At 62.0% G+C, this 20449-nt stretch carries 18 protein-coding genes; 3 read left to right on the forward strand and 15 right to left on the reverse strand.

Features of this window, described 5'->3' with window-relative positions; translation table 11 throughout:
- Positions 1-37 precede the first annotated feature (37 nt).
- Entirely contained in the window at positions 38-883 is an 846-nt protein-coding gene (locus DQG19_RS03430) for a bacteriorhodopsin (protein ID WP_116124799.1), read from the forward strand.
- Positions 884-1073: 190 nt separating this feature from the next.
- Positions 1074-1946: a Brp/Blh family beta-carotene 15,15'-dioxygenase gene (locus tag DQG19_RS03435; RefSeq protein ID WP_157974291.1), complete on the forward strand. Its 873-nt coding sequence runs from the start codon at positions 1074-1076 to the stop codon at positions 1944-1946.
- Here DQG19_RS03435 and DQG19_RS03440 read toward each other — a convergent pair.
- Positions 1918-2610, reverse strand: a complete 693-nt coding sequence (locus DQG19_RS03440) for an SDR family NAD(P)-dependent oxidoreductase (RefSeq protein ID WP_116124801.1) — start codon at positions 2608-2610, stop codon at positions 1918-1920. The two genes, DQG19_RS03435 and DQG19_RS03440, sit on opposite strands and share 29 nt — an antisense overlap.
- 66 nt (positions 2611-2676) lie before the next feature.
- Here DQG19_RS03440 and DQG19_RS03445 point away from each other — a divergent pair, with 66 nt between their 5' ends.
- A complete protein-coding gene (locus tag DQG19_RS03445; protein ID WP_116124802.1) occupies positions 2677-3087 on the forward strand; it encodes an OsmC family protein in 411 nt (136 codons plus the stop codon).
- 169 nt (positions 3088-3256) lie between these two features.
- Here DQG19_RS03445 and DQG19_RS03450 read toward each other — a convergent pair whose 3' ends face one another.
- The 14 genes from DQG19_RS03450 to DQG19_RS03515 all read right to left on the reverse strand — a co-directional run bounded on the left by DQG19_RS03450 (position 3257) and on the right by DQG19_RS03515 (position 20256).
- Complete coding sequence (locus DQG19_RS03450; protein ID WP_116124803.1) at positions 3257-4303, reverse strand: LacI family DNA-binding transcriptional regulator; 1047 nt, start codon at positions 4301-4303, stop codon at positions 3257-3259.
- A gap of 543 nt (positions 4304-4846) precedes the next feature.
- Complete coding sequence (gene ftsZ / locus DQG19_RS03455; protein WP_116124804.1) at positions 4847-6325, reverse strand: cell division protein FtsZ; 1479 nt, start codon at positions 6323-6325, stop codon at positions 4847-4849.
- 65 nt (positions 6326-6390) lie between these two features.
- Entirely contained in the window at positions 6391-7719 is a 1329-nt protein-coding gene (ftsA, locus tag DQG19_RS03460) for a cell division protein FtsA (RefSeq protein ID WP_116124805.1), read from the reverse strand.
- 66 nt (positions 7720-7785) lie between these two features.
- On the reverse strand, positions 7786-8604 hold the full coding sequence (locus tag DQG19_RS03465) for a cell division protein FtsQ/DivIB (RefSeq protein WP_116124806.1): 819 nt from the start codon (positions 8602-8604) through the stop codon (positions 7786-7788).
- Positions 8594-9976, reverse strand: coding sequence for a UDP-N-acetylmuramate--L-alanine ligase (gene murC, locus DQG19_RS03470; protein ID WP_116124807.1), 1383 nt, complete (start codon positions 9974-9976; stop codon positions 8594-8596). The genes DQG19_RS03465 and murC overlap by 11 nt, the downstream gene beginning before the upstream one ends.
- Positions 9963-11081 carry an undecaprenyldiphospho-muramoylpentapeptide beta-N-acetylglucosaminyltransferase gene (murG, locus tag DQG19_RS03475; protein ID WP_116124808.1) on the reverse strand — a complete coding sequence of 373 codons (1119 nt, stop codon included), beginning with the start codon at positions 11079-11081 and terminating at the stop codon, positions 9963-9965. The genes murC and murG overlap by 14 nt, the downstream gene beginning before the upstream one ends.
- A complete protein-coding gene (locus DQG19_RS03480) occupies positions 11071-12231 on the reverse strand; it encodes an FtsW/RodA/SpoVE family cell cycle protein (RefSeq protein ID WP_116124809.1) in 1161 nt (386 codons plus the stop codon). Before DQG19_RS03480 ends, murG begins: the two co-directional genes overlap by 11 nt.
- Positions 12228-13547 carry a UDP-N-acetylmuramoyl-L-alanine--D-glutamate ligase gene (murD, locus tag DQG19_RS03485; protein ID WP_116124810.1) on the reverse strand — a complete coding sequence of 440 codons (1320 nt, stop codon included), beginning with the start codon at positions 13545-13547 and terminating at the stop codon, positions 12228-12230. Before murD ends, DQG19_RS03480 begins: the two co-directional genes overlap by 4 nt.
- Before the next feature lie 4 nt (positions 13548-13551).
- Positions 13552-14808 (reverse strand): phospho-N-acetylmuramoyl-pentapeptide-transferase, encoded by a 1257-nt coding sequence (gene mraY, locus DQG19_RS03490; RefSeq protein WP_116124811.1) that lies wholly within the window; start codon positions 14806-14808, stop codon positions 13552-13554.
- Complete coding sequence (locus DQG19_RS03495; protein ID WP_116124812.1) at positions 14798-16276, reverse strand: UDP-N-acetylmuramoyl-L-alanyl-D-glutamate--2,6-diaminopimelate ligase; 1479 nt, start codon at positions 16274-16276, stop codon at positions 14798-14800. Before DQG19_RS03495 ends, mraY begins: the two co-directional genes overlap by 11 nt.
- A gap of 2 nt (positions 16277-16278) precedes the next feature.
- Positions 16279-18402 (reverse strand): penicillin-binding transpeptidase domain-containing protein, encoded by a 2124-nt coding sequence (locus DQG19_RS03500; RefSeq protein ID WP_116124813.1) that lies wholly within the window; start codon positions 18400-18402, stop codon positions 16279-16281.
- A gap of 45 nt (positions 18403-18447) precedes the next feature.
- Positions 18448-18759: an FtsL-like putative cell division protein gene (locus DQG19_RS03505; protein ID WP_116124814.1), complete on the reverse strand. Its 312-nt coding sequence runs from the start codon at positions 18757-18759 to the stop codon at positions 18448-18450.
- A 112-nt stretch (positions 18760-18871) separates the two neighbouring features.
- Positions 18872-19777, reverse strand: coding sequence for a 16S rRNA (cytosine(1402)-N(4))-methyltransferase RsmH (rsmH, locus tag DQG19_RS03510; protein ID WP_116124815.1), 906 nt, complete (start codon positions 19775-19777; stop codon positions 18872-18874).
- A complete protein-coding gene (locus tag DQG19_RS03515) occupies positions 19777-20256 on the reverse strand; it encodes a division/cell wall cluster transcriptional repressor MraZ (RefSeq protein WP_116125191.1) in 480 nt (159 codons plus the stop codon). Before DQG19_RS03515 ends, rsmH begins: the two co-directional genes overlap by 1 nt.
- Between the last annotated feature and the right edge of the window lie 193 nt (positions 20257-20449).

Raw genomic sequence — 20449 nt, forward strand, 5'->3', positions numbered from 1 at the left:
CTAACTGAATTTAACCGATACAAGCAACACACGTGATATGGACCAGCTAGGAAATGCAAACTTTGAAAATTACGTCGCCCTGCGGGACGGAATCTCCGAGATGGCCTACCAGATGGTGGCCCACTGCCTCACGCTCGGTTATGCAGTAATGCTGGCCGCCCTGTTCTACTTCGTGGTCACTACCCGGTATTCCGCCCCCCGCTTTCGCATCTCCTCGGTGTTGTCCGGGGTGGTGATGGTGTCCGCATTTCTCCTGCTCTACGTGCAGTCACAGAACTGGAACAACACCTTCAACTTCGACCTGGAGAGCGGCAAGTACGTCCTCGCCACGGGCGACGATCTGTTCAACAACGGATACCGGTACCTGAACTGGCTGATCGATGTACCCATGCTGCTGTTCCAGATCCTGTTCGTGGTATCCCTGACCAAGAGCAGTTTCAGCAGTATCCGCAATCAGTTCTGGTTTTCGGGCGTCTTGATGATCCTGACCGGCTACGTCGGGCAGTACTACGAGGTGACCAACCTTACCGCCTTTTTCGTGTGGGGCGCGATCTCTACCGTGTTTTTCCTGCACGTACTCTGGGTTATGAACCGGGTCATCAAGGAGGGAAAGGAAGGCCTCTCCGAGCCGGCCCGCGCGGTCCTGAACCGCATCTGGATCGTCTTCCTCGTGTCCTGGTTTCTCTATCCGGGAGCCTACCTGATGCCGCACCTGCTGGGCATCGAGGGCGGCTTCTTCAACGAAACCGGCATTGTTGCCCGGCAGATGACCTACACGGTAGCCGATATCGTTTCGAAAGTGATCTACGGGATTCTGCTTACCCAGTTGGCGCAGATCATGAGCCGTGAGGAAGGCTACGACTACGCAACCCTCCACCGGTAAGGGAGTGGCCGGTCAGCAGACGGTCTGCCGGCCATAGGTCAAGCCTGAACAATTCAGCAGGCTGATGCGATAATAACGCACAATTCGTTGTAATTGTACTCAATTTGTCCGTTCTTGCCCGTCTTAACCCCGGCGGACCCATCCAAACACCTGAGGTACCCCCCGTCCCCTGAATACTTCCACCACCCGATTGCGTCCCCTGCCGTGGATCATCCGCGGCCTGACCCTGACCGTGCTCCTGCTCGCTCCCTCCGGAGGTGGCGCGGTCGTGGCGCTGATTCTGGTGGCCCTGGGTATTCCGCACGGAGCGGCCGACCACCTCATTTACCGCAGCCAGCACGCCGGCACCGGTACTTCGTGGAGCCTTCGCTTTTCTGCTTACTACCTGTTACTGATTGCCGCCTATGCCTTGCTCTGGCTGTTGGTTCCCCTGCTGGCGCTGATACTGTTCCTGGCGGTTTCGGTGTACCACTTCGGTCAGTCACGGGCGGGTGATCCAGTCGAGCAATTGCTGTGGGGGCTTTTCGTGCTGGGCTTCCCGGTGCTGGGGCATTTCGCGCAGGCCCAACCGGTCATCGCGGGGATGATCGGCTTCTCCCCGGACCTACCGGGGTGGGTGACGGCGTATTTGCCTTCCCTGTTCGTTCTTTCGGTGGGAGCGGTGGCTATCCGGTGCGACGACTACGAGCGATTGCTGGATCTCGCCCTCCTCGCGGCCGTTTTCCTCTCCGTGGACCTGCTGCTCGGCTTCGCCATATACTTTTTACTCTGGCATTCCTTGCCGGCCGCACGGGATCAGTGGCTGTACCTCCGACAGCATTCCCTCTCCGGGCGCCTCTCAACCTATCTGCTGCAGCTGCTGCCACTGACATTGGGGGCCTTCGTGACGCTCGCGCTGGTGTACTGGTTCGTACTGCGTCAAGCCGACGGCACGGCGCTGCCCCTGAGTCACCTGTTCATCCTTGTTTCGCTGATCACCCTTCCCCACGCCTTGCTGGTCAGCGTTGTGTACCGGACACCCCCGGGGGAAGAGGCTACCACTCCACCGGCTCACCGTCCTTAAAAAAGCCACCCGTCGGACCGCCGTCCGGCAGATTGACCGCCCAGCAAATACTGCGCGCGCCTTCCGATACGTCCCGCTCCGCTTCCGGTCCGCCCATGCGTGTCCGTACCCACCCGGGGCACACGGCGTTGACGAGGATGTTGTCGTCGCTCAGGTCGGCAGCGAGCTTAACGGTCAGCATGTTCAGGGCCGTCTTGGACACCGCGTACGCGGGCGTTCCGGGCCAGGAATTGACGAAGGAGCCGCTGGAACTGGATACGTTAACGATACGCCCGTCTCCGGCTCGCGAGAACAGGGCGTGCAGGGCCTTGACCATCCGCCAGGGGCCGAGCGTATTTACCTGCAGGGCCTCCTCTACGATCGCCAGGTCCGCATCGAGCGTGGTCTGGTAGGTATCGTAGTGAATGCCGGCATTGTTGACGAGCACGTGGACGGTGCCCCAGGTCTCCCGCAGGTAGGCAGCCAGTTCGTCGATGCTCCGCGGGTCGGCGACGTCGCAGGGGTGAAAGTCGACCGAGAGCCCCCCCGCCCGGAACGCTTCGGCGACGTCGCGACCCGCCGCCGACCGGCTGGTCAGCACGACGCGGTACCCTTCCTCTGCCAACTGCCGGACCACTTCCCGGCCCAGTCCGCGGTTTCCGCCGGTGACTACTGCATTCTTCATGCGGCGAAGGTAAGGCTATGAACAAAAGGACCGATCCACTCGTAAGGCTGGTACAAAACAACTACCATGAAACGCACCGCAACCGCCGTCTGGCAGGGCTCCGTAAAGGAAGGCTCGGGCCACCTAACCACTAAGAGTACCGTACTGGAGCACACCTCCTACTCCTACAACAGTCGCTTCGAGAACGGCAAGGGTACCAACCCGGAAGAACTGATCGCCGCTGCCCACTCCGGCTGCTTCACGATGGCCCTCAGTGCCAAGCTCGGAGAAGCCGGGTACACCGCTACCGAACTGCAAACGGACTGTTCGGTAGACTTTCAGGATCAGACCATCAAGGAGAGCCACCTTAAGGTAAAGGCCCGCGTAGATGGTATCGAAAAAGACGAATTCGACAAGATCATCAACGACGCGAAGGTCAATTGCCCGATCTCCAAAGTGCTCGACACCAACATTACCCTGGAATACACGCTGAACTAGCGATCCTTCCTTCAGCTAAAACAGAAAGCCCCCCGCCAACGTGTTGACGGGGGGCTTTTACATATCCGGTGAGTAAATCCGGGTTGAAAACAGTAGGTCGTTGACCCGGTAAGTAGCGGGGTTTAGGAATGAATCCCTCAGTAGGTGTTACAACTAAAGGTCGGCCCGCCTATGTTTTGTTCGTAGTTGCCGCGGCATGAACGAGGGAAGACGTGCGAATCTTCAACTCACCGGATACCACGATCTCCTGAAATCCCGGAAGCTTTTCCCCGTCGTCAATCAGCCGCAGCAGTAATTCCGCGGCAAGGGTACCCATGCGGTCGCTGAACTGCTCGACACTGCTGAGGGCCGGCTCCGTAAGGCGGGTGAACGGTTCGTTCGCGAACCCCACCACCCGCATCTGCTCGGGAATGGAAATTCCCCGCTCACGGCAGTAGGTGAGGACACCGAGAGCCACAAAATCAGACGTAGCCAGCACCGCATCGGGGGGGTTGGCGTGGGTGAACATCTTCGCCAGCTCCTCGGCGCCCCGTTCCTCGGTCAGGCAGTTGTGATTTACGAAGGCATCTACCTGCGAGAGACCGGCCTCCGCCAGGGCCGAACGGTACCCCGCGTAGCGATCGCGGTACACGTTGAGGTTCTGGGACCCCCCGAAATAGGCGATCCGGCTGGCTCCGCCCTCCACGAGGTGGGCCACGGCCCGGCGCGCCGACTGGAAGTCATCCAGCACGACCCGGTGGACCGGTACGTCCTGCACCACCCGGTCGAAGAATACGAGCGGAAACTGCCGCCGAAGCAACTCCTGGAAATGGGTGGTCTGCGCGGTTTCCTCCGAGATACTCGCAATGATACCGTCTACCCGGGCGGAGGTGAGTGCCGCTACGCTTTCCATTTCCCGCTCCAGCCGCTCGTCGCTTTGGGTAATGATGACCTGTAAGCCACGGCTGCGCGCTACCCGCTGAATGGCACTGATGGCGGTTGCGAAGAAGCTGCGGCTGATGCGGGGAACGATCACCCCGATGGTGCCGGTAGCCCCCCCACGCAGCCCGGCCGCCACGCGGTTGGGGTGGTAATTCAGTTCCCTGGCGGTCTTGCTAATGAGGCGGCGGGTTTCCTTATTGATACGTTCGTCGTTGCGAAGTCCGCGGGATACCGTGGACGGGCTGATGTTCAATCGCTGCGCGATGTCGTATATCGTTACTGCTTTCTTCTTCATGGGGAGTGGCCTAAGGTAAGCCTTAGCCGGGAAAACGAAGCATTCCTGCCGATCCCCGTAAGGCCGGAGCGGGTACCGTGGATCGCTGTCTAGCGCGGGAGTGCAGTTTCGGCCAGTGCCGTAAGGGCGTCGCGAATCGATTGCAGCTCGGAAAGGTCGTCGTCACCGGAGCAGGTAAAGAAGCCAAAACCCATCAATACTATGAATAAGAGTCAACCAGACATTCGTTGATTTCAATTTTGTGTACGTATGGATGTCACCCGAGCTTGGGAGCGTTCGTAGGCCCTGCACCTGCGCGCCGCCGCCTTGGGTCACTAAGTACTCCCGGTAGATTGCCGGCAACCGGCTTTTCAGTCAAGGGCAGTTGGCTCGTGAAGTCTGGCCAGAGACGTCTTTATGCACCAACCGGCAAAAAAATGCGGGCAGCGAGATTGACCCCTCGCTACCCGCTTCCAAAGCTAAAACGGTGTGAATTGCTAAGGCTGATGCACAGGTGGCACCAGCGTTAACAGGATATAATAGACGAAAACTCTTTAGTACTAATTAGTCGACGTTGTCGTGCAGAAAGGAGTTGTTGCGGCGCAGCGGGACGTCCTCGTCGTCGGTAATATTCCAGCGGCTCAGGTCGTGCTGGTCGCTGCTGGGCTTGGTATTGTCGAGCTGAATGTTGCGGCGCAGGTAGGCGGGCTGGTTTTCCAGCTCGTTGACCACTTTGGGGTTGCTCAGCTTGGGCAGCTCGGTACGCTGGCGCAGGGCCTCGCGGCGCTCCTGGTCGCGGATTTCCATCTCGCGGCGCTGGGCCTCGCGGCGGGCGTCCTCCTCTTCCTGCATGAAGTTCTGGGTGAAGCTGCCCCCGTCGCGGCGGCGGGCCCGCAGCCGGGCCTTGGCTTCTTCCATATCCTCGAATTCGAAGGTGTTCGACTGGGCCGGCTTGCCGTAGCCCGCGGGATCGGTCTCACCGGTAATCTCCTCCAGGGAGCTGCGGCGGGGTGCCTTGGGGGCGTCCTTTTCCTCGTCGAGGTGTACGATCTGCCGTTCGGGCGCCACGTTACGGTTGGCGGCCTTCTTGTCACCGAAGCCGGTAGCGATTACCGTGACGCTGATCTTGTCGCCCAGCGCCTCGTCGAAGCAGTTACCCCAGATCAGGTCGGTGCCGTAGCCCGCCTCTTCCTGTACGAACTCCGTGATCTCGAAGATCTCGTCCATCGTCACTTCACGGGTACCGCTGGTGATGTTGAGCAGGATGTGGTTGGCTCCGCGGATGTCGTTGTCCTCGAGCAGGGGGCTATGGAGTGCCTGGTCGACGGCCACGCGGGCGCGGTCGTCGCCGTCGGCGCTGGCGGTACCCATGATCGCCACGCCGCTGTCGCGCATGACGGTGTTGACGTCCTCGAAGTCGACGTTGACGTAGCCGGCTACGGTGATGATCTCCGCGATGCCCTTGGCCGCGGTGGTCAGGATATTATCGGCCTTGGAAAAGGCCTCGCTGAGGTTCAGGTTGCCGTGGATCTGCCGGAGCTTGTCGTTGGAGATCACAATGAGGGTGTCCACGTTGTCCTTCAGTTCCTGGAGTCCGTCCATGCCGTTGTTGGCACGCCGGCGTCCTTCGAAGGTGAAGGGCAGGGTCACGATACCCACCGTTAGGATATTCATCTCCCGTGCGGTACGGGCGATGATGGGAGCGGCTCCGGTACCCGTACCACCGCCCATGCCGGCGGTGACGAAAAGCATGCGGCAGTTGTTGTCGAGGTATTTTTTTACCTCCTCGATACTCTCCTCGCAGGCGAGCTTGCCCACGTTCGGTTTGCTGCCCGCTCCGCGGCCTTCGGTGAGGTTGGGGCCGAGCTGCACCTTGGTCGGTACGTTGCTCAACTCCATGGCTTGGTGGTCGGTGTTACAGATGGCAAAGTCGACCCCGACGATGCCCTGGTTGTACATGTGATTCACGGCGTTGCTGCCGCCGCCGCCGACGCCGATTACTTTGATGATGGGGGATTCCCCCTGTGGAAAGTCAATAGTCATGGTTATATTCTTGAGTCCGGAGCGTACTCCGGGATGGTTGTTGATAGATGGTCTCGCAGGTAGGTCTAGAAGTCGCGGTCCGGCTCAGCTTCGAACCATTCCTTGGTTCGCTTGAATACGTTGTCGAACCAGCTGGGGCTGTTGGCCTCTTCCTTGATCTGTTCTTCGAGTTCCTGCTCCGTTACGGGCTCTTCCTTTTTGACCGGGCGGGGGGTGACGCGTCCGGCGTCGATATCAGCGAAACCCTGCAGCAGCAGGCCTACGCCGGTAGCGTAGATGGGGCTGGTGAGTTTTTCGGTGTAGCCGTGCGCCAGGTGCTCGACGGGCGATCCGATCCGGGCGCTCATACCGGTGTGTAACTCGGTGAGCTTGTCGAAGTCCCGCAACAGCGCGCCGCCGCCGGTAAGTACGATGCCGCCGATGAGCTGGCTGCCGTCGAAGCCGGCGCGGCGGATCTCCCACATAACGTGGTCGAGGATTTCCTCGGCCCGCGCCTGGATGATGAGGGCGAGGTTCTTCTCCCCGATTTCCTTGGGCTCGCGGCCCCGGAGCCCCGGAATGACGATGACCCGGTTCTCGTACATCTCGCTGGCCAGGGCGCTGCCGTAGTTGACCTTCAGCTTTTCGGCGTGCTGCTCCATGACGGTACAGCCGGCTTTGATGTCCTTGGTGATCACGTGTCCGCCGAAGGGGATGACGGCGGTGTGGCGGATGATGCCTTCCTGGAAGATGGTGATGTCGGTGGTACCACCTCCGATATCAACGAGGGCTACGCCCGCGTGCTTCTCATCTTCGTACAGTACGGATGCCGCGCTGGCGATCGGTTCGAGCGTCACGTTAGCCATGTGCAGCCCGGCCCGCTCCACGCAGCGGTTGATGTTGTTACTGGCGGTGATCTGGCCGGTAATGATGTGAAAGTTAGCCTCCAGTTTCGATCCCGACATGCCGATCGGATCAACGATGCCCTGCTCGTTGTCGACGGTATATTCCTGGGGGATCACGTGTAGAATCTTGTCGCCCGGGGGCAACACGAGTTTGTGCATGTCGGCGATCAGGCGGTCGATATCCCGCTGGCCGATCTCCGAGTGGGTGTTGTCGCGCATCAGCATGCCGCGGTGCTGCAGCGACTTGATGTGCTGTCCGGCGATGCCTACGTGGACGGTGTCAATGGTCGCGCCACTAGCCTGCTCGGCCAGCCGACGGGCTTCCGAGATGGCGCGAACCGTTTTCTCAATATTGGAGACGACGCCGCGCATGACGCCCTCCGATTCGACCTTCCCGGTACCGAGAATTTCTACGCGACCGTGCTGGTCGCGCCTGCCGACCAGGGCACATACCTTGGTGGTGCCGATGTCGAGTGCGGCAATGGTTTGTATTTGAGTGGTATCAGTCATTATATCCAATTATTTAGCGAAACGTGAAGGAGTGGGTAGGGTCATTCCACTCCTAAAATATGGTGGTTAGATCTTTTTGGCTACTACCTGATCGGCGTAGCGCAGGTCAAAGCTTCGGTACTTCCGCCAGCCCTCGTAGGGAAGTCCTTCGCGGTAAAATGTCTTGAGCCGCTGCAGGCGCTCGAGGGTAATTTTCGGGTCGTAGCGCCCCAGGTAAATGACCTGGTCGCCCACTTTCGGGGCCAGCACAAGCTCTCCGGAATCGGTGACGTTGATCTGTTCGATCAGCGCCGCCAGGAAGTCGTCGGCCCGCAGGAAACCGCCCAATTCCATAAGTTGTGCGAGCTGGTGGTTCGGCTGCTCGGCATAGTCGTCGGACCACGGCACCACGTTGCCCGTCACCACCGGCACCCGTACGGTGTGGTTCGCGCTGAGGGGGAGCCGTACGCCCTCGCGATCCAGGTAGTAGTTCTGCCCGTTGTCGGCGATGATGCGCAGCAGGGGTACCCGCTGATCGACGGTGATGTTCAGTACCAGATCGTTATCGACGTAGGCTTCGGCGTCGCCGACGAAGGCCTGTTCCTCCAGTACCTCCTCCACGCGCTCGACGTCGATGTCCGAAAGCCGCAGTTCGTCGAGCGGTTTGGTAAAGCTGGTAGCCAGCAGGGCCAGCAGCTCGTCGGCCTCCACGAGGTTGGCGTTGTCGGCCAGCGGGCGTACCTCGGGCCGGATGGCCTGGATGTGCGTGGCCTCCCGTTCGGTGATGGCCGATACGGCAAGTACCGCGACGGCCAGGGCTACGAAGATCCACCCGTAGACCCGGATCGCAATGAAAATGCCCGCGAAAAACCGGCTGATCGCGCCGGCCGGTCGTTTAGTGGTCATGCTTCTGCGGTTTGCGGTGCTGGGCGACTACGCGCGGCACCAGGGCGTCGATGTCGCCCGCTCCGAGCAACAGCAGGACGCCATCTTTAAGTTCCGCGGTCGCCTCCAGCATCTGTACTTCGCTGAGGAGGCGCCGCTTTTCGTTCTTCATCAATCCGTAGACCAGCTGGCTCGTGACTCCCTCGATCGGCTTTTCCCGGGCCGGGTAGATGGGGATGATGATGGCCTCGTCCAGCAGGTCGAGCGCGCGGGCGAAGCCCGCCGCGAAGTCCTGCGTCCGGCTGAACAAGTGGGGCTGAAAGACGCCGCGGATCGTACGGTTGGGGTACAGTTCCCGGGCCGCCGTGATGGCCGCGGTCAGCTCCGTCGGGTGGTGGGCGTAGTCGTCGATGATTACGAGCGACCCGTTCTTCAACACGGTCTCGAAGCGGCGGGCAATACCCTGGAAGTTGGCCAGCCCCGCCCGGAGGTGATCCTCGTCGCCGCCCGCCAACCGGGTCACGGCGCAGGCCGCTATGGCATTCTCTACGTTGTGCCGCCCCGGCAGGGAGGTCCGCAGGTCGGTAATAAGGTGGCCGTCGGGCTCGCGCAGGTCGAAGTGAAAAGCGCCGTCGCGTACGTGAATGTTCTGGGCGCAGAAGTCTCCGCGGCCAATGCCGAAGGTCGATACCATCACGTTTTCCAGCCCGCTGAAGTGCTCTTCGATGTCGTAGCGGACCACGAGCTGCCCGCCCGGCCGGATCTTGCGGGCGTAGGCCCGGAAGCCGGTTTCCAACATCTGCCCGTGGTCTCCGTAGATATCCAGGTGGTCCGGATCGGTGGACAGCACCACGGCGATCTCGGGGGTGAGCCGCAGGAAGCTACGGTCGTACTCATCGGCCTCCACCACTACCCAGTCGCTGTCGCCGTGCACGTAGTTGCCGTCAAAGTCCCGGGCAATTCCGCCCAGAAAAGCCGATGGATCCAGGCCGGCGGTCACCATCAGGTAGGTCGTGATGGTAGTGGTGGTGGTCTTGCCGTGGGTGCCGGCCACGCCGACGCAGCGCATGTCCCGGCTGATGAGCCCCAGCACCTCCGAGCGCTTCAGCAGGGTATAGCCACCTTCGCGCGCCTTCATCAATTCGGGAAAGTCCGTCGCGATGGCCGGCGTGTAGACGACCAGCAGATCGTCCGCCGGCGGGGGCAGCAGCTCGGGGGCGGCGTGGTAGTGAATATCCATATCCTCCGCCTCGAGGCGCCGGGTCAGGTCGGTCTGCGTACGGTCGTAGCCCGTCACCGGCACGCCCCGGTAGCGGAAATAGCGGGCGAGTGCCGACATGCCGATGCCGCCGATCCCGATGAAGTATACCCGCTTGACGTCAGACAGCCGCATGTAGGGAATTTTTTGTGGGCGAGGAAATTAGGTTCAGGACTTCCGTGGCGATGCGGTGTACGGCCCCGGGCTTCGCCAGCGCACGGGCGTTGTCGCCGAGCTTTCGCCGGCGATTGTCGTCGTCGAGTAGTTCCAGGGCGGTCCGCACCAGGTCCTGGCTCACGCGATCGTCCGCGACCAGCAGGGCCGCGTCGGCCCGGGTCAGCGCTTCGGCGTTCTTGGTTTGGTGATCCTCGGCTACCCAGGGGGAAGGCACCAGAATGGCGGGCTTGCCCAGGTATTCAATTTCGGCGATGGTGGTGGACCCGGCCCGCCCGATGACCACGTCCGCGTTGGCGTAGGCTTCGTCCATCTTGTCCAGAAAGGCCGAGATGGTGACGTTCGGCAATCGGGCGCTGGCGCAGTCGCGGAACTGGTCCAGGTAGTGCTTGCCGCACTGCCACACCCACTGCACCTGCGGGCGCGCCGCCAGTTGGTCGGTGCTTGCGGCCATAGCCTCGTTGAGGGAGCGGGCCCCGCCCGAGCCGCCCATCAGCAGTACGGTGGGCCGCGCGTCACCCGGCAGCTCGCGGGCGCGGTCAAGCAGCTGCTCGCGCACCGGATTGCCGGTAATGACGAGCTTATCGGCGGGAAAGAACTCAGCCATGCCCCCGAAGGCCACGCACACCTTGTCCACCTTGCCGCCCAGCCACTTGTTGGCCAGTCCGGCGAAGGCGTTGGGCTCCTGGATCAGCGTCGGAATACCCATGCGGGCGGCCGCGTACAGCACGGGGCCCCCGGCGTAGCCGCCCGTGCCCACCACCGCGTCGGGACGGAATTCCTGCAGGATGGTCCGCGAGCGGAACAGGCTGCTAAGCACCTTGACGGGGAAGCTGAGGTTGTCCACGGCCAGGCGCCGCTGCAGCCCGCTGATCCACAGGCCCTCAATCGGGTAACCGGCGGCGGGCACCTTCTCCATCTCCATACGGCCCTTCGCTCCTACGAACAGGAACTCGGCGTCCGGCCGCAGGCGGCGCAGCTCGTCGGCAATGGCGATGGCGGGAAAGATGTGGCCTCCGGTGCCACCTCCGCTAATCACGAACTTGGGGGCACGGTCAGGTTGCATCGGCGGTCACGGCTTCTATGTACTTCGATACCGACATCAGGATGCCGAGCGAAATACAGGTGAACAAGGTACTGGTACCCCCCATGCTGACGAGCGGCAGCGTGAGGCCCGTCACGGGCAGCAGGTCCAGGTTGACGGCGATGTTGAGGAAGGCCTGCAGGAGCAGCGACAAGCCGATCCCAAAGGCTACCATGGCCCCGAAGGCCTTGCTGCTGCGCGTCACCAGTCGGATGACCCGGAAGAACAACAGCAGGTAGATACTGATCAGCAGGATGCCCCCCACGGCCCCGTACTCCTCCACGATGATGCTGTAGATGAAGTCACTCTGCGCACTGTAGAGCGTATGCCGCTGGGTGGAGTTGCCCGGTCCCACGCCGACCACGCCCCCGTTGGCGATGGCGATCATGGCCCCGGTGATCTGCCGGCGGTCGTCGACCTTGGCGGCGGCGGGATTGAAGTAGGTCTCGATGCGCTTCTCCCAGGTGGCCGCCCGCGGCACCAGCTGCGGATACTTGCCGCCGACCATGACCAGGATGCTGAAGACGCTGATGCCCAAGAGAATGAGCATCACGATGTACTGCATCGCCACGCGGCCTACTACCATCATCAGGATGCAGATCACGAACAGCATGATGGCGGAAGACAAATCGCTCAGAGCGATGAGCAGACACACCGCCAGCACCGGCAGGATGATCGGCATGAAGGCTTCCTTGAAATCCTTGATCACGTCCTGCTTCGACCCGATGGCCCGCGCCACGAACAGGATCAGCGCCAGCTTGGCGAAATCGGAACTCTGAAACGTCAGGTTGATGCCGGGTACGGTGAGCCACCGGCGCGCGCCGTTAATCTCCGTACCGAAGGCCTGGGTCAGTACCAACAGGGTGATGGCCACCACCAGTAAACTGGGCGCCCAACGGGAATACTTGGTATACGCCAGCAAGTGGCCGATGTAGATCACCACCAGCCCGAACCCGAGGATGATCGCGTGCTTGAAGAGGTACCCGCTTACGGCCCCGCCGGAGTTGCGGTAGGCCAGGTTCGCCACGGCACTGTACACCGCCACCATGGACACCAGCGACAGGATCACGATGATGGCCCATAGTACGCGGTCGCCCCGCAGTTCGGTCGCTATGCGCGTAGAGATATTCATGCGGCGAGGCGTTGGACATGGTCGCGGAACTGATCCCCGCGGTCCATGTAGTTCTTGAATAGGTCGAAGCTGGCGCAGGCCGGGCTCAGCAGCACCCGGTCGCCCGGGGCCGCGTATTCGTCGGCCAGCCGCACGGCGTCTTCCGCACTGCGGCACTCTACCACCCGCTCCAGGTCGGCGAAGGTCGCAAGCAGCTTGCTGTTGTCCGCCCCGAGGCAGATCAGGGTGTGCACCTTCTCCCCCATCGCCGCGCGGAGGGCGGCGTAGTCGTTGCCCTTGTCGGTACCCCCGGCGATCCAGACGGTGGGGCCGTCCATGGCCTCCAGGGCGAAGAAGGTGCTGTCTACGTTGGTAGCCTTGCTGTCGTTTATCCAGGTGCGTCCGTCGGTGGTCGGGATGACCTCCATGCGGTGGGGCGCCGGCTGGAAGCTGTCTAGGGCCAGTTGTATTTCTTCGTCGCTCACGCCCAGCAGCTTCGCGATGCGTACGGCGAACAGGGCGTTCATGGCGTTGTGCCGCCCGGTGAGGCGGCCGCCGCCCAGGTCGAAGGTCGAGGGGCCCACGTGCAGCAGGCTGCCCTCGATGTCCGTTTCGGGAACCACCTCGGTGACCGCGGCGCGGGAGGGGTTGCGGCGGAGCGCGGGTGCCAGGGTCTGGGGATCACGCAGTACCAGCAGGTGATCGCCGGCCTGCATGTTCCGGCCGATGCGAAGCTTGCTGTCGGCGTAGCGGTCGAGTTCGTAGCCGTAGCGGTCGAGGTGGTCCGGGGTGATGTTGAGCACCGTGGCGATATCGGGCCGGAAGTCGACTATGCCGTCGAGCTGAAAGCTGCTCAGCTCGAGCACGTAGATATCCTGCGGCTCCTCGTCCAGCAGCAGGCGGGCGAAGCTGTCGCCCAGGTTGCCGCCGGCCAGCACCTTCTCCCCGGCCTGTTGCAGCAGGTGGTGGGTGAGCAGCGTGGTGGTGGTCTTGCCGTTGCTGCCGGTGATGCCGACAATGGTGGCGCCCCGGTCGGCGTGGTGGTAGGCGAACTCGATCTCGGAAACTACGAGGATCCCCGCCCCGGCGAGTTCCCGCACGGGGGGTGCCGTATCGGGTATCCCGGGGCTCTTCACTACTACGTCAGCCTGTAGCAGGCGGCTCATGGTGTGGCCGCCGGTCTCGTAGGCAATACCCGCCGTATCCAGCTCGGCCAAATAGCGGTTGCTGCCGGCACCCGCGTCGCTTACGAACACGGCGTACCCTTCGCGCTGCCCGAGGCGGGCGGCGCTTGCTCCGGATTCTCCGGCTCCGAGGACGACGAGTTGCTTGGGCATCGGGTTAGCGAATTTTGAGGGTCAGGATGGTGGCAACGGCCAAAAGGATACCGATGATCCAGAAGCGGATGACGATCTTGACTTCCGACATCCCTCCCTTCTGGTAGTGGTGGTGGAGCGGCGACATGCGCAGGATGCGGCGGCCCTCACCGTATTTCTTTCGGGTGTACTTGAAGTATCCTACCTGTGCCATGACCGATAGGTTTTCGATTACGAAAATTCCGCACAGGATCGGGATCAGCAGCTCCTTGCGCAGCAGGATAGCCAGGGCGGCAATGATGCCCCCGAGGGCCAGCGAACCGGTATCCCCCATGAATACCGCGGCCGGGAAGCTGTTGTGCCACAGAAAGCCCAGACAAGCGCCCAGCAGGCACCCGCTGAAGACGATGAGTTCCTGGCTGCCGGGCAGGTGCAGGATACCCAGGTAGTTGGCGGCGATGGCGTTGCTCCCCACGTAGGCGAATACCGCCAGCGTGCCGGCGATGATGGCCGAGGTGCCCGTGGCCAGTCCGTCGAGCCCGTCTGTCAGGTTGGCCGCGTTGGAAACCGCCGTAACGATAAAGATGATCAACGGTACGAAGATGATCCATACCAGCTGCCGCCCGATATCAAATACGTCGGCGTAGGTCATGACGCCGTTCTTCAGGAAGGGTACGTTGGTGAGGGTAGTCTGGTAGTTGGCCCGCTCGACGGTGGTACCGTTCTCCAGCGTAACGGCCGTGAACTCCCCTACCCGCTGCGCATCGACGATCCCTACGGATTCCGCCTCGGCGGGCGTCATGCGCACCACGATCTGCTCGCTGAAGAGCATAATCAGAGCAATGAGGAGGCCCAGGCCGATCTGTCCGGCGACCTTGAACTTGCCGGCCAGCCCGTCCTTGTTCTTGTGCTTGATCTTCAGGTAGTCGTCGATGAAGCCGATGGCCCCCATCCAGACCGTCGCCACCAGCATGGTGATGAGGTAGACGTTGTCAAGCCGCGCGAACAGCAGGCACGGCAGCAGGATGGCCAGCAGGATGATCAGTCCGCCCATGGTTGGCGTGCCCTTTTTCTCGAGTTGCCCCTGCAGGCCGAGGTCGCGCACGGATTCTCCGATCTGCTTGCGCCGCAGGTAGCGGATGATCCGCCCCCCCGTCACCATACTCAGCAGCAGGGACGTAATGATGGCTACCCCGGCGCGCACGCTGAGGAAGTCGAGCAGGTTAGCGCCCGGAAAATCGCCAAAGCTGGCCTTCAGCCAGTCAATGAGTTCAATTAGCACGGGCGGATTCTTTAAGGGCGTTCGCTAATTCGAGGCGGTCATCGAAGGGCTGCCGTTCGCCCCGGACCTCCTGGTAGGTTTCGTGTCCTTTTCCGGCCACCAGTACCACTTCGTGACCCATGCGAACCGCGGTCCGGATGGCCTGCCGGCGATCGGTGATGCGCAGCACGCGGCCGGCGGTTGTCGGCGTCAGGCCGGTCTCCATTTCGTCCAGGATGGCCTCCGGCGACTCGGAGCGGGGGTTGTCGCTGGTCAGGACCACCTGGTCGGCCAGCTCGGCGGCAATACGGGCCATCTCGGGTCGCTTGCTGCGGTCGCGATCGCCGCCGGCCCCGACCACGCAGGTCAGCCGGTGTCCTTCGGGCAGCAGGGCGCGCAGCGTTTCCAAAACGTTGCGCAGCGCGTCCGGGGTATGGGCGTAGTCGACCAGGGCGGTGATGCGCCCGGCCGGATCGGCCACGTGCTCCATTCGTCCGTCGGCTCCACGCAGTCCGCTCAGGATCACCAGGGCTTCCTGACCGTCAACCCCCAACAGGGTGGCGGTGGCGTAGGCAGCCAGCAGGTTGTAGGCGTTGAAGCGGCCCATCAGTTTGAAGAAGACGTCGGTCCCCTCCAGGTCGAGCTGTAGCCCCTGGGGCGTGTTGGCCACCAGCCGGGCGTGGAAGTTGACGTTCGTCCGCAGGCTGTACCGGTAAATCCGGGCGGGGGTATTTTGTACCATGACCGCGCCGCGGCGGTCGTCGGCATTGGTCAGCGCGAAGGCCCGGGCGTCGAGTTGATCGAAGAACGCCTTCTTGGCATTAATGTACTCGGCAAAGGAGCCGTGGTAGTCGAGGTGGTCGTGGGTCAGGTTAGTGAAGACGCCCCCGTCGAAGTCCAGTCCCAGCGTCCGCCGCTGGTGCACCGCGTGGCTGCTGACTTCCATAAATACGTAATCGACCCCAGCATCGCGCATCTCGGCCAGGTTGGCGTGAATGGCCAGGGCATCCGGGGTGGTATGGGTGGCCGTACGGCGCTCCTCGCCGATGCGTACCTCCACCGTAGACAGGAGCCCGGCGCGGTAGCCGAGCCCGGTGAACAGTTCGTGGAGCAGCGTGGTCACCGTGGTCTTGCCGTTGGTCCCGGTGACGCCCACCAGCGTAAGGTCGCGGCTCGGCGATTCATACCACGTATCGGCCAGGGTGGCCAGGGCGGCGGCGCTGTCGTCCACCAGGAAAAGCGCGGCACCGGTACCGTCGAGGGCGTCCGGAGCCAGGCGGCCCCGTTCGGCCACTACGGCCACCGCACCTGCGTCAACCGCCGTCCGTACGTAATCGTGCCCGTCCACCCGGGTACCGGGTACCGCTACGAACAGGAAGCTCGCTGCTACCTTCCGGCTGTCGAAGGCCAGTCCTGCCACGTCGCGGCCCGCCGTCTCGCCGGAGCGGAAGCGGAGGGTCAGGGGCTGTATGAGGCGGTCGAGCTGCATGATTACTTGAGGATGAGTTCTACGTCGCGGCCCCGGTTGCCGTTGCCGTCGCTTTGCCAGCGCATATTTACTACGCGGCCGACCCCCCGGGGGTGCACCACGTAGCCATCGTTTTCGAGCACGTAGAGGGCATCGCGGAGGCGCATGCCGCGCACGTTGGGGAACTTCTGGCCCGCGGGGTTGATGGCGGCGAGTTCCACGGCGGCCTCGCCGGCACTGACCACGGCCAGTTCGGATTCGGGGAGGGTATCGACCGTAACGTTGACATAGTCGAGCACCGTCAGCAATTCGGGCAGGTAGCCGGCGTCGCGGCTCGGCAATTCGTTGGCGTAGAGCACGGGGCGGGGACCGCGGTTGAGGGGCTCGTGCACCTCGATCATGCTGTTGTAGATGTTGTCGGCGATCTCCTTGAAAATGGGGCCGGCCACGTCGCCCCCGTAGTACGCCCCGTTCGTCGGGTCCTTGACCACCACGATGATGCTGTAGGTAGGATTCTCGGCCGGAAAGTAGCCGGCGAAGCTGGCCTGGTATTCCTTTTTCCGGTTCCGCTGTCCGTAGTTCTGCTGGCTGGTGCCCGTTTTGGCGGCGAAGCGGTACTGGTCCGACTTCAGGCGCTTGGCGGTACCGCGCTCCACCACGCCCTCCAGCAGCGACTGCAGCTGCTCGATGGTGCGGGCGCTGGCGATCTGCCGGTCGATGACGGTCGGTTTGTACTCCTCCATCACGCGGCCGCCGCGCTCCACCTGGGTGACGAGGTAGGGCTTCATCATGCGGCCGCCGTTGGCCACCGCGTTGTAGAAGGTCAGCATCTGCAGCGGGGTCAGGCGGCTTTCGTAGCCGATCGCCATCCAGGCGCGGGAAATGCCGGAGAATTCGCTGCGGCTGGTATCGTTGATGAAGGGGGCCCGCTCGCCTTCCAGTTCGATGCCGCTCTCGGCGTCGAGGTGGAAGTCGCGCAGCCGTTCGCTGAACTCGTTATCGTGGTACAGACTGTCGACCAGCTTTGCCATCCCCACGTTCGACGACTGCTCGAAGGCGTCGCGGACGGAGACGATGCGCCAGTTGCGGCTGGCGGCGCTGGCGTCCTCCATGGTCAGGTCATAGAACTTCTTTACGCCGTTCTCGATGTCCACTTCGCTGTCGAGGTCCACGTAGCCGTCCTCCAGCAGGGCCATCATGGTGGCCAGCTTGAAGGTGGAGCCCGGCTCGTTGGAGCGGGAAATGGCGTAGTTGTACTGTTCGGCGTAACGGTTTCGCTTGGCATTGACCGCGCCCAGGTTGGCCATGGCCCGGATGGCGCCGGTCTTGACGTCCATAACGATGGCCGCGCCCCACTCGGCGCGGTTACGGAGAACGCCGGTTTCCAGCGCGTTTTCGGTAATGTCCTGGATGTTGACGTCGAGGGTGGTGTATACGTTGGCCCCGGAAGTGGGTTCCACGATGGCCAGGTTTTCGGTGGGCAGCCATATACCGCCGCCCATGTTGAACATCTCCTGCTTGCCGCTCTCGCCGGCGAGCTGCTCGTCGAAGGCGCCTTCCAGGCCAACCTTGGCGCCCTCTTCCCGGCTGTAGCCGATGGTGCGGCGGGCCAGCCAGCCGAAGGGCCGCTTGCGGGCTGCGCGTTTTTCCACGATGAGGCCGCCGCCCATGCGTCCCTGGTTGAAGATGGGGAAACGGCGGATACGGGAGAGCTCGCTGTAACTGACACTTTCAGCGAGTTTGAAGTAGTGGTTGGCGGAGCCGCTTACGCTGTCGCGCATCATGAGCAGGCTGTCGCGCCACGCGCCGGGCGTATGGTCGCGGTCGACGTGGCGGGACAGCAGCAGCGCCAGGCTGTCGATGTTGTCGTAGTAGTCGCGGGGACTGGCCACGTAGGGGTCGAAGTGCAAACTGAAGTAAGGGACCGACGTTGCCAGCAAGTTGTCGTTGTGGCTGTAGATATTGCCGCGTTCGGCCTGTACCGTCACGATCCGGAAACGCTCCCGCCCGAGTTCCTGAAACTCCGCCTGCCGCAGCACAGCGATGTCCACGGTACGGTACATCAGCAGCGCCGCCACGGGCACGATCGCTACCGCCAGGATGGCGAAGATGCGGATAAGAACCTCGTCTTTGAAATTGACGGCCACGGAAAGGGATGAATAGGGTGGGAAAAAGTGGTGGGCGGGGGGCGGTTACTTCGCTACGGGAGCGTAGATCTTCTTGGGTTTACCGCGGTGCATTCGGAGGCCAGCCGGTCTGACCTGGTCCACCACTTCGGAGCGCAGGCCGTTGTACATGTTTTCGCTTTCGAGCGACATATACAGCCAGCGCTTTTCCTTGATATCGGATTCGAGTTCCTGGATACGGCGGACGTTGTATTCGGCGTAATGGGCGTTGCCGATATAGAGCAGCGCCAAGACTCCCAAAAAAGAGAGGTAGCCGAGGTTGTCCAGAATGAGGGCGGGCACGGAGGGGACCGCGGCGCGCTTGCGTTTTGCTGCCATGATTAATTCACACCTTTTAGCGACCCTGACGGGCCAAAACAACCGGCCCCTTCGGTTCATTGGAGGCACCCGGTGGGGCGCCTCCAATGAACCGGGGAGGACGGGGGTGGAGCTACTTGCTCCGCTCTCCGGCACGCAACTTGGCGCTGCGGGCCCGGGAGTTTTGCCGAAGTTCTTCGGCGGACGGCAATACGGGTTTCTTCGTCAGGATCTTATAGGGTCGGTCAATTTTCCCGTAAAAGTCCTTGGCGACGGTTCCTTCCGCGTTGCCGGTTTTGAGGAAGTTCTTGGTGATGCGGTCCTCCAGTGAATGATAGCTGATCACGCTGAGTCGGCCGTGTGTTGGTATCAGTAAGTTGGTGGCCTGGGCCAATAAATCAGTAAGGGCGCCGATCTCGTCGTTAACCTCGATGCGTAGTGCCTGAAACACCTGCGCCAGGTAGCGCGGGCGCTGCCCCCGCACCCACGGATTGACCACCTGCAGGAAGTCCTGGATGGTGGCGATGGGTGCTTGTTCCCGGGCTTCGGCGATGGCCTGGGCCAGGGAACGGGCGTTGCGGACTTCGCCGTATTCGCCAAAAACTTTCTGCAGGTCCTCGGGACTGTAGTTATTCACCACGTCGGCGGCCGTGCGGTCGGCCGTCGTTCCCATGCGCATGTCAAGCTCGGCGTCGAAGCGGAAACTGAATCCGCGTTCGGCCTGGTCGAACTGGTGGCTGGAGACCCCCAGGTCGGCGAGCAGGCCGTCGATTCGTTCGACGCCGTACAGGCGCAGGAAATTGGTGAGGCTGCGAAAGTTGGCGGCTACGAAGGTAAACCGGCTATCGTCCAGGGCATTGGCCGCTGCTTCTTCATCCTGGTCAAAGCCGAACAGCCGCAGGTCTTTCGACCCGGCCTGTTCGAGGATGAAGCGGCTGTGGCCGCCGCCGCCGAAGGTAGCATCAACATAAACTCCTCCCGGGCGGAGGTTCAGTAAACCGACGCTTTCGTCGGCCAGTACGGGGACGTGGTAGGCCATTATTCCGGCTCCTGTCCCGTGTAACTCGAACCGCCGAGTACTTCTTCCGCCAGCTGGGAGTAGTCTTCCATCTCCTCGCTGAACAGCGCTTCGTATTCGGCTTCCGCCCAAATTTCAATGCGGTCGTTCATGGCGTTAAGGACCAGGTTCTTCTCGGCCTTCGCCCAGGCCAGCAACTGCTTGGGCAGCAGCAGGCGGTCGGCGGAATCCGGGACGAGCTCACTGGCGCCGCGGTAGAATAACCGGGTGAACGTCAGGTTCTTGCGGTTAAACTTGTTGAGGCCGTCAACTTCGGTCTTGATGCGGTCCCACACCGGCTTGGGGTAGAGGGTGAGACTATTATCAAAGCCGCGGTTAACAACGAACTTCAACGTATCGCGGTCGCCCAGGTCCTTCAACAGTGCACTCGGAAGACGAAAACGGCCCTTGGAATCAAGTGCTACGTAATATTCGCCCAGTAAGTCATACTGCTGTGTCATAAAACGATCGACGGCGGGCACGCTTGCCTACCGTATGCGCTAAGGTAACACCTTGTGACACATCTTACCACTTTTACCCACATAATTTCCCCCCACGGATGCGATTTGCTCCTCCCGGCCTGACAATCGCGTGACAATAGCATTAATCTGCTGTTACTCCCTCAAATATTCATGTTTGGCGTATGCGGGTTGG

The sequence above is a fragment of the Lewinella sp. IMCC34183 genome (assembly GCF_003390915.1).
GTDB lineage: Bacteria > Bacteroidota > Bacteroidia > Chitinophagales > Saprospiraceae > Neolewinella.